The organism is Streptomyces thermovulgaris, from assembly GCF_002155915.1.
In the GTDB taxonomy this organism is placed as follows: domain Bacteria; phylum Actinomycetota; class Actinomycetes; order Streptomycetales; family Streptomycetaceae; genus Streptomyces; species Streptomyces thermovulgaris.
Genome location: NZ_MUME01000074.1, coordinates 1 through 10,076, shown reverse-complemented (window position 1 = coordinate 10,076; position 10,076 = coordinate 1). Strand labels below are relative to the sequence as shown.

5 protein-coding genes and 2 pseudogenes are annotated in these 10,076 nt (G+C 73.5%); 4 read left to right on the top strand and 3 right to left on the bottom strand.

Features of this window, described 5'->3' with window-relative positions; all coding sequences use genetic code 11:
• Positions 1–132, top strand: a pseudogene (locus CCN35_RS27635) (IS481 family transposase); the annotation flags it as partial.
• A 127-nt stretch (positions 133–259) separates the two neighbouring features.
• On the opposite strand, the gene CCN35_RS08070 reads toward CCN35_RS27635, so the two are convergent.
• The 3 genes from CCN35_RS08070 to CCN35_RS08060 form a co-directional block, all read right to left on the bottom strand.
• Positions 260–1,378: an ADP-ribosylglycohydrolase family protein gene (locus tag CCN35_RS08070; RefSeq protein WP_067396083.1), complete on the bottom strand. Its 1,119-nt coding sequence runs from the start codon at positions 1,376–1,378 to the stop codon at positions 260–262.
• A 236-nt stretch (positions 1,379–1,614) separates the two neighbouring features.
• On the bottom strand, positions 1,615–2,199 hold the full coding sequence (locus CCN35_RS08065) for a L,D-transpeptidase (protein WP_067396079.1): 585 nt from the start codon (positions 2,197–2,199) through the stop codon (positions 1,615–1,617).
• A 117-nt stretch (positions 2,200–2,316) separates the two neighbouring features.
• Positions 2,317–4,902: a bifunctional FO biosynthesis protein CofGH gene (locus CCN35_RS08060; protein WP_067396069.1), complete on the bottom strand. Its 2,586-nt coding sequence runs from the start codon at positions 4,900–4,902 to the stop codon at positions 2,317–2,319.
• Positions 4,903–4,966: 64 nt separating this feature from the next.
• On the opposite strand from CCN35_RS08060, the gene CCN35_RS08055 reads away from it, so the two are divergent.
• From CCN35_RS08055 to CCN35_RS08045, 3 genes and pseudogenes are all read left to right on the top strand, one after another.
• Positions 4,967–6,451, top strand: a complete 1,485-nt coding sequence (locus tag CCN35_RS08055) for a CehA/McbA family metallohydrolase (protein ID WP_086792008.1) — start codon at positions 4,967–4,969, stop codon at positions 6,449–6,451.
• A gap of 179 nt (positions 6,452–6,630) precedes the next feature.
• Positions 6,631–9,637, top strand: a pseudogene (locus tag CCN35_RS08050) (AfsR/SARP family transcriptional regulator).
• A 220-nt stretch (positions 9,638–9,857) separates the two neighbouring features.
• Positions 9,858–10,046, top strand: coding sequence for a hypothetical protein (locus tag CCN35_RS08045; protein WP_067396059.1), 189 nt, complete (start codon positions 9,858–9,860; stop codon positions 10,044–10,046).
• Positions 10,047–10,076 lie beyond the last annotated feature (30 nt).

Below are 10,076 nucleotides of genomic sequence, written 5' to 3'. Positions count from 1 at the left end.
CGGTCAGAACAACAACGACGCGACGCCTTCCCCGACTGGCTGCACACCTACAATCACCACCGCGGACACACCGCGCTGAAAGGCCAGCCACCCGCCAGCCGCGTCCCTAACCTCTCAGGGCAATACACCTAGGGCCGACAGCCGGGAGCCGGGACAGGCACCCGCTCGCAGAGCCCTCTCGACCAGCCCGCCGTCCTTGCCGAGGGGGCTCCACCGGTGTCCGGGCTCCCCGGCGCCCCCGTGCGCAGGACCCGGCCGGTCAGGCTCCGCGCGGATAGCGCGCCAGCCACCCCGGAGCCGCCCCGGTGGGCCCGTGCAGTGCGGGTCCCTGGGTCATCTCCATCGCGAAGTCGTCCGCCAGAACCAGCAGAGTGGGACGGCCCTCCAGTTCGGCCAGCCAGGCCGGCGGGAGAGCCGTCTCGCCGTACAGGGCCCCGAACAGCCCACCGGTGAGCGCGCCGGCCGCTCCCGAGGGACCGCTCTGGTTCACCGCCAGGCACAGCCCGTGCCGTACGTCCTCGCCGACGAGCGCGCAGTACACGGACACGGCAAGCGCCCCTTCCGCCGTCCCCTCCCCTGCCAGTTCCTCCACCCGCGTCGGACCGGGAGGGCCTTGCCGTACCGCGCCGAGCGCCTGGCGCAGGGCGTCGGACACGGGCTGGTGCCCCGGCCGCACGGCGAGCAGCGCCAGCGCCTTGCGCACGGCCTCGTCGAGCTCGTCGCCACGGGCGAGGGCGTGCACGATCACGGCGTACGCGCCGGCGGCGAGACAGGCCGTGGGGTGCCCGTGGCTCTGCGCCGCGCACTCGACGGCGAGCCGGACGACGAGCTGCGGCTCCCACCCGACGAGCAGCCCGAAGGGAGCCGACCGGACCGCCGCCTCCGGTCCGGCCTCGGCGGGGTTCTTCGGCGCGTCGAGGGTGCCCATGATGTCGTCCCCGAACCCGACGAGCAGGGCGCGGGTGGGGCCCCGGCGGGCGTACAGCCACTCCTCCCGTGCCAGCCACCCGTCCTCCTCGCGCCGCTCGTCGGGCCCCCAGTCCCGCTGGGTGGCGGCCCACCGCAGATACGCCCGGTGCAGATCGGTGGGCGGATGCCAGACCCCGGTGTCGCGCCGCATCTGCGCCCGGATCAGGCCGTCGACGGAGAAGAGCATGAGCTGCGTGAAGTGGGTGACGGTTCCGCGCCGCCCGTAGGCGGGCGCGAGATCCACGATCCCCTCGCTGCCGTGGATCTTCCGTATCCCCTCGAGATCGAGCCCGTGCACCGGCGCCCCGAGCGCATCCCCCACGGCCACCCCGAGCAGTGTCCCCCGCACCCGGCTGCGGAAGTCCTGCTGCTCGGTACGCCCCCAGACGGCACCGGACGTCGTACCCACCCAGTCCTCCCCACGGCACCGGCCGTACGCGCGACAGCTCGCCACTGTAATCGAACGGGAACGGTCTGTTCAGGGGACAAACCGGTGGGCGACGAACGGCGAACGCGCTCCGGAACGGCCGAAGCGGCCCCGGGAACGGGAACTTCTCAGTCCCCGGGTCTCAGCCCGGGACCACGCGGCTTTTCGGCGAGGGCCCGCGGGCTCCGGCCGTCACGTCCGTGGCCGGGGCCCCGTGGTCAGGGCACGACCACGACCCGCGTCCCCTTCTCGCCGAACGTCCACAGGGCGGCCCCGTCCTCCTTGCTCATGCGGATGCCTCCCGTCTTCGCCCCGGAGGCGGCAGGGGGCGGCGAGGAGCCGTCGACGGCGTTGCTGAAGGCGATGAAGACACCCGACTTGCCCGCGAAGTACAGGATGTTCTCGATCTCCACACCGTCCGAACCGGTCGTCGCGGGCACCCGCTGGGAGATCGCGTAGGAGTCGGGGTCCGGGGACACCGTGCCCGGCCACACCGGGAAGGTACGGATGGGCTTGTCGCTCTCGTCGACCAGCCACACCCGCTTCTGGGCGAGGGCGTAGACGATCCTGCGGCCCGTCCCCGAGTCGGCCGGGACCGCCGGCGGAGCCGGGGGCTCCGGGCTGGCGGAGGGCGAGGGCAGGGCGCTCGCCGAGGCCGAGGGCGAGGGTGCGGGCCGGCTGTGGCCGGCCGGAGCCGTGGGGCGCGGGCCCTGGGCGGCCTGCACGGCGAGCACGGCGACCACCGCGACCGCTCCTGCGGTCAGTCCGCTGACCCAGGCCCACGAAGGTATTCGGGCAGGCATGGGCACGCATCTCCTCGGCTGCTACTCGGCCCTTCGGGCGGGGGACGTCCCCCGGACAAGGGTGGGATCCCGGGACAAGGGTTGGATCATCGTACTGCGAGTGCTCGCCTGCCCGGCTCACTCCAGGACCGGCAGCAGCTCCGGCAGACGGCCGCCCGAGGCCTTCGCCGCCCGCTGCCGCTCCTCGGGGACCTCGCCGTAGAGCGTGGTGCGGGGCCTGGCCGGACGGCCGGCCGCCTCCGCCATCGCCACCAGCTCCCCGACCGACTTGTACGACCCGTACGACGAGCCCGCCATCCTCGAGATGGTCTCCTCCATCAGCGTGCCCCCGAGGTCGTTCGCCCCGGAGCGGAGCATCTCGACGGCGCCTTCCGCGCCCAGCTTCACCCAGCTGGTCTGGATGTTGGGGATGTACGGGTGGAGCAGGAGGCGGGCCATCGCCGTGACCGCCCTGTTGTCCCGCATCGTGGGGCCGGGACGGGCGATGCCCGCCAGGTAGACCGGGGCGTTGGTGTGGACGAAGGGGAGGGTGACGAACTCCGTGAAGCCGCCGGTCTGCTGCTGGATGCGGGCGAGGGTGCGCAGATGGCCGAGCCAGTGGCGGGGCTGGTCGACATGGCCGTACATCATCGTGGACGAGGAGCGGATGCCCAGCTCGTGCGCGGTGGTCACCACCTCGATCCAGGTGGCCGTGGGCAGCTTGCCCTTGGTCAGGACCCAGCGGACCTCGTCGTCGAGGATCTCCGCGGCCGTGCCGGGGATCGTGTCCAGGCCCGCCTCCTTCGCGGCGATCAGCCACTCGCGGACGGACAGGCCGGTGCGGGCCGCGCCGTTGACCACCTCCATCGGGGAGAAGGCGTGCACATGCATCCCCGGGACGCGCTCCTTCACCGCGCGGGCGAGGTCGAAGTACGCCGTGCCCGGCAGGTCCGGGTGGATGCCGCCCTGCATGCACACCTCCACCGCGCCCACGTCCCAGGCCTGCTGGGCGCGGTCGGCCACCTGCTTCAGCGACAGCGTGTAGGCGTCCGCGTCCGTGCGACGCTGGGCGAAGGCGCAGAAGCGGCAGCCGGTGTAGCAGACGTTGGTGAAGTTGATGTTCCGGGTGACGATGTAGGTCACGTCCTCGCCGACCGCCGACTTGCGGACGTCGTCCGCGACCCGGCACAGCGCGTCCAGCGCCGGGCCGTCGGCGTGCAGCAGGGCCAGGGCCTCGGCGTCGGTCAGCTTCGTCGGGTCGTCGGCGGCCGTGCGCAGCGCGGCCCTCACGTCCGTGTCGATGCGCTCGGGAGCCATGCCGGGGGCCGCTGCCTCGCGCAGGGCGTCCCAGTCGCCGTAGACCGAGTCGAAGTCGTCGCGGCGGTCGGCGGTGCGGCCCCGGGTGTCGATGGTGCGGTGCAGATCGGTGCGGCCGGCGGCGGTGAAGACCTCGTCCGGCTCCTGCCAGGGACGGCCCTCGACGGTCGCGTCCTCGCGGGCGAGGCCGGTCTCGGGGTCGGCCAGGGCGCGCACGTGCGGCAGCACACGGGGGTCCAGCCAGGGTTCGCCGCGCTTGACGAACTCCGGGTAGACGCAGAGCCGTTCGCGCAGCTCGAAGCCCGCCGCCCGGGACACCTCGGCGAGCTGGTCGATCCTCGGCCAGGGACGCTCGGGGTTGACATGGTCGATGGTGAGCGGGGAGACACCGCCCCAGTCGTCGATGCCGGCGCCGATGAGCCGCTCGTACTCGGCGTCGATCAGGTTCGGCGGGGCCTGCAGACAGGCGGAGGGGCCCATGATGTGCCGGGCGACGGCCACCGTGGCGACCAGCTCGTCCAGTTCCGCGTCCGGCATGCCGCGCATGGCCGTGTCCGGCTTGGCACGGAAGTTCTGGATGATCAGTTCCTGGATGCCGTGGTGGGCGCGGGCGATCCTCCGCAGCGCGAACAGCGACTCCGCGCGCTCCTCGTACGTCTCGCCGATGCCGATCAGGATCCCGGTGGTGAAGGGCACGGAGGAGCGGCCGGCGTCCTCCAGCACCCGCAGCCGCAGCGCGGGTTCCTTGTCCGGGGAGCCGTAGTGCGGGCCGCCCGGCTCGGACCACAGCCGTGTCGCCGTGGTCTCCAGCATCATGCCCATCGACGGGGCGACGGGCTTGAGGCGCTGGAAGTCGGTCCAGGTCAGCACGCCCGGATTGAGATGCGGCAGCAGACCGGTCTCCTCCAGGATGCGGATGGAGACGGCGCGGACGTAGGCGATCGTGTCGTCGTAGCCGTGCGCGTCCAGCCACTCGCGCGCCTCCGGCCAGCGGTCCTCCGGCTTGTCGCCGAGGGTGATCAGGGCCTCCTTGCAGCCGAGCGCGGCGCCGCGGCGGGCGATGTCCAGGACCTCGTCGAGGGACATGAACATCCCGTGCCCGGCACGGCGCAGCTTGCCGGGCACGGTGGCGAACGTGCAGTAGTGGCACCGGTCCCGGCACAGCCGGGTCAGCGGGATGAAGACGCTCCTGGAGTAGGTGAGGACACCGGGCCGTCCGGCGGCCCGGAGCCCCGCGTCCCGCACCCGTGCGGCGGAGGCGGCCAGGTCCTCCAGATGCTCGCCCCGGGCCTGGAGCAGCACCGCCGCCTCGGCAACGTCGAGGGAGACCCCGTCCCGGGCACGTCTGAGCGCGCGCCGCATGGAGTTCTCGGTGGGGCCGGTTCCAAAGGCCGCGGAAGTCGTCATCCTTCGAGGATACGGGCGTGGTCCTCCAGGGCCGCGGACACGGTGAGCAGGGCGAACGGCCGCTTTGCTCCGCGGATGTGACGGGCAGGGGCACGGCGCCTACGGTGGAGGAGTGACCTCCGCGAGCGGCGCCGGCGCCGCGGCCGGCGGCCGGGAGACCCGTACGATCCGCGGCACCCTGCCGGCCGGTTCCCCGGACCATGTCTACGTCCCCGTCGACATCCCCTCCGGGGTACGGGAGATCCGGGTCGCGTACACCTACGACCGGCCGTCCGTCCCGGCCGGCACCCCCGGCAACGCGCTGGACGCCGGGCTCTTCGACGAGCGCGGCACCGGCCTGGGCGGCCGGGGCTTCCGGGGCTGGTCGGGCGGGGCGCGGACGGAGTTCTTCGTCCGCACGGACGACGCCACGCCGGGATACGTCCCGGGGCCGGTCGGCCCCGGTCTCTGGCACATCGCGCTCGGCCCGTACACGGTGGCCCCGCAGGGGATGTCGTACGAGATCACCGTCACGCTGACGTACGGCGAACCGGGCCCGACGCCCGAGCCGGTGCATCCGCCGCAGCGGGCCGGGGGACGCGGCCGGGACTGGTACCGGGGCGACTGCCACCTCCACTCCTGGCACTCCGACGGCCGCCGCACCCCCGCCGAGATCGCGGCACAGGCCAGGGCGGCCGGGCTGGACTTCATCCACAGCTCCGAGCACAACACCCACGCCTCCCACCCCCACTGGGCGGACCTGGCCGGCGACGACCTGCTGATCATGCTGGGCGAGGAGGTCACGACCAGGAACGGCCACGTCCTGGCCCTGGGAACCGAGCCCGGCACCTTCGTCGACTGGCGCCACCGGGTGCGCGACGGCCGCTGGGCCGGGATCGCCCGGGACGTCCACCGGGCCGGCGGACTGGTCGTACCGGCCCATCCGTACGCCCCCTGCATCGGCTGCGGCTGGAGGTTCGGCTACGACGAGGCGGACGCCGTGGAGGTCTGGAACGGGCCCTTCACACCGGACGACGAGACGGCGGTGGCCGCGTGGGACGCCCTGCTCGCGGCGTCCGTGCGCAAGGACCGGCGGTGGCTGCCGGCGATGGGCAACAGCGACGCCCACCGGCCGCCGGACGCGGTGGGCGCGCCCCAGGCGGTCGTCCTGGCCGACGACCTGACCCGCGAGGCCGTCCTCGCGGGCCTGCGCGCGGGCCGCTCGTACGTGGCCGAGTCACGGAAAGCGGCGCTGACGTTCACCGCCACCGGCGACCGGGGCGAGCGGGCGGGCATCGGCGAGCGGCTGCGCGTGGACCGGGACACCCCCGTGACCGTCCGTCTGGAGGCCTCCGGCGTCCCCCGCTGCACGGTCCGCCTCGTGACCGACCAGGGCGTCCTGCTGACCGGCGGTCCGCTGCCGGTCTCCGGCTCGGGGACCGTGGAGTGGCGCACCACACCGGCCCGCGCGGCCTACGTACGGGCCGAGGTGCGCCACGAGACCGCGGCGGGCCCGGTGCCGGGAGTGATGGCGGCGCTGACCAATCCGATCCTCCTGGGAAACGACTGAGCCCTCCTGGGAACCGACCGGACCGGCGTGGCGTGCGAAGAGGATGTGTGGACCTTGTGACACGGCGTACGACGGCCTGTGATCACAGTCCCCGAGAGCTGACGCATCTGCCATGAACAAGGCAAACTGGCCTCTCGATTGGCAGTTGACAACGATTCGACAGGCGCCAGGGGGCAGCGATGGACGGTGTACCGCGGGTACCGGAGCAGCGGGGTCCCGAGCAATCGGCGACGCTGCGCTTCGGCGTACTCGGGCCGGTACGCGCCTGGCGCGGAGAGGAGCCGCTGGCCACCGGCTCCCCGCAGCAACGCGCCCTGCTGGCCGCGCTGCTGCTGCGGGAGGGCCGTACCGCGACCGCGGCCGAGCTGATCGACGCCCTGTGGGGCGACAGGCCGCCCGCCCGGGCGCTGGCGACGGTACGCACCTACGCCTCCCGGCTGCGGAAGATCCTGGACGCCGGGATGCTGGTCAGCGAGTCCGGCGGGTACGCCGTGCGCGGACTGGGTGAGGACGCGCTGGACCTGACGGTGGCCCAGGACCTGGCGGCCCGCGCCGACAAGGCGCGCGCGGCCGGTGACCTGTGCCGTGCCCGGGAGCTGCTGGAGCAAGCGCTCGCCCTGTGGGACGGGGAGACGCTGGCCGGGGTGCCGGGCCCCTACGCGGAGGCGCAGCGCGTCCGTCTGGAGGAGTGGCGGCTCCAGCTCCTGGAGTCCCGGCTGGACCTGGACCTCGAACGGGGCCGTCACGCGGAGGCGGTCTCGGAGCTGACGGCGCTGACGGCCGCGCACCCGCTGCGCGAACGCCTGCGCGAGCTGCTGATGCTGGCGCTGTACCGCAGCGGCCGGCAGGCGGAGGCACTGGCGGTGTACGCCGACACCAGACGCCTGCTGACGGACGAGCTGGGCGTCGACCCCCGCCCCGAACTGCGCGAGCTGCAACAGCGCATCCTCCAGGCCGACCCGGCTCTCGCCGAACCCTCCTCCCCGGTGACCGAACCCTCGGTGGTGCCCGTCCGCCCCGCCCAGCTCCCGGCGACCGTGCCCGACTTCACGGGACGGGCCTCCTTCGTGGCCGAGCTGAGCGAGGTGCTGGCCTCCGCCGAGGGCCGGGTGATGGCCGTGTCGGCGGTGGCCGGGATCGGCGGCGTGGGCAAGACGACGCTCGCCGTCCACGTGGCCCACCGGGCGCGGGCCGCCTTCCCGGACGGCCAGCTCTACGTCGACCTGCAGGGAGCCGGACCGCGGGCCGCGGAACCGGAGACGGTGCTGGGGACGTTCCTGCGCGCGCTGGGCACGGCGGACTCCGCCATCCCCGACTCCCTGGAGGAGCGGGCGGCGCTGTACCGCTCGCTCCTGGACGGCCGCCGGGTCCTGGTCCTGCTGGACAACGCGCGGGACGCGGCCCAGGTCCGCCCCCTTCTGCCGGGCACGGAAGGGTGCGCGGCGCTGGTGACGTCACGGGCGCGGATGGTGGACCTCGCGGGCGCGCACCTGGTGGACCTGGACGTGATGAGCCCCGAGGAGGCCCTGGAGCTCTTCACGAGGATCGTGGGCGAGGAACGGGTGGCGAGCGAACGCCAGGCCGCGCTCGACGTGGTGGCGGCCTGCGGCTTCCTCCCCCTGGCCATCCGCATCGCGGCGTCCCGTCTGGCCGCGAGGCGGACCTGGACGGTCTCGGTCCTGGCGGCGAAACTCGCGGACGAGCGGCGGCGCCTGGACGAGCTCCAGGCGGGCGACCTGGCGGTCAAGGCCACCTTCGAACTGGGCTACGGCCAGCTGGAGCCGGCCCAGGCCCGCGCCTTCCGCCTGCTGGGCCTGGCCGACGGCCCGGACATCTCCCTTCCGGCGGCGGCGGCGCTCCTCGACCTTCCGCTGGAGGAGACCGAGGACCTGCTGGAGTCCCTGGTCGACATCTCCCTCCTGGAGTCCGCCGCCCCCGGCCGCTACCGCTTCCACGACCTGGTCCGCCTCTACGCGCGCGCATGCGCGGCCGGTCTGCCATCGCGGGCGGTGTCGGCGTCGGGTCCGCCTCTACGCGCGCGCATGCGCGGAGCGGGACGAGCACCCGCCGAGCGAGCGGGAGGCGGCGATGTCGCGGCTGCTGGACTTCTACCTGGCGACGGCGGCCGGGGTGTACGCGATCGAACGGCCGGGCGACCGCCTGGTGGACCACCTCGCCCCGACGGAGTACCCGGGACTCACGTTCCAGGACCGCCGGGCGGCCCGGGACTGGCTGTACACCGAAGCGAACTGTCTGCTCGCCGCCGCCCGCCGGCCCGCGGACCGGCCGTCCATGCTGCGGCGGGCGATCGACCTGCTCTGGGCGGCACTCGACATCTCCGAGTCGGGGGCGAACTCCAGGGAGTACGAGGTGACGGCCAGGGCCCTGCTCGACGCGGCCCGGCGGCGGGGTTCGCCCCGGGCCGAGGCCCGGGCGCTGATGACTCTGGCCCACGCCCATGTCGACGGCGGCCGTTTCGAGATGGCCGACCGGGAAGCGGAGCAGGTGATCCGTCTCGCCCGGCAGGCCGACGACCTCCTGCCCGTCTGCTGGGCCCACAACGCACGCGGCATCATCGCGCTGTACCAGAACCGCAACGCGGACGGCGAGGAGCACCTCTCCGAGGCCATCCGCCTCTTCCGGGCACTGGGCGACCGTCCCGGCGAGGCCAGCGCGCTGTGCAACCTCTCCCGCATCCACCTGGCGACCGGCCGGACGCAGAGCGCGGTCTCCCTGGCCCAGCAGGGCATCGACATCTACGACGACATGGGCAACTCGATGCGGGGCGCGAACGGCCGCTACGCCCTCGGCATGGCCCTCACCCAGAGCGGCCGGCTCGACAGCGCCGCGGACCGGCTCCACGAGGCCCTGGAGGTCTTCCGTGACAGCCGTCAGCGCCTGTGGGAGGGCATGACCCTCTTCCGCCTGGCGGAGGTGGACATCGCCGCACAGCGTCCCGCGCAGGCCGCCGCCAAGGCCGAGATGGCCCTGACCGTGCTGCGCGGCATCGGCGGCGAGTGGCGGCGCGGCAACGTGCTCACCGTGCTCGGCCACGCTCTCACACGCATCGGGCAGACGGACCGCGCCCTGGTCTGCTGGCGGGAGGCCCTGCGCATCTACGAGGAGCTGAACGCCCCCGAGGCCACGGCAGTGCGCGAGCTGCTGAGCCCGGCCCAGGCGGCCTGAGGCCGGCGGCACGGATCCCCGGCGTTCATCATTCGTTTATCGCCCCGGGCGACCATCGAATCAGTCGATCCGCCTCGTCGGGGGCAGGCGGATCACTGCAGGAGCCTCTCACCGACGATCCGGTTTCGAGCGGCTCGGGAAAGCCCGTCCGGGCACCATCGGGGGAGTGACTGGGCGGGCTTCCCCGTCCTGTTGACGAACAACCACATGGAGCAAGCTCATGAGCGACAAGCCGGTCACCAAGCCGCAGGACATGCACGCCACCGGCACGACGGAGACCAAGGCCGCGGCCGGTGCCCCTCAGGCCGAGAGCGGTGACGTGACCACGCAGGACATGCACGCCACCGGCGAGCCCGTCACGACGCAGGACATGCACGCCACGTCGGAGCCCTTCAAGCCGAAGAAGTAACCCTTCCTGCGGGGGGGTGCCTCTATGTCT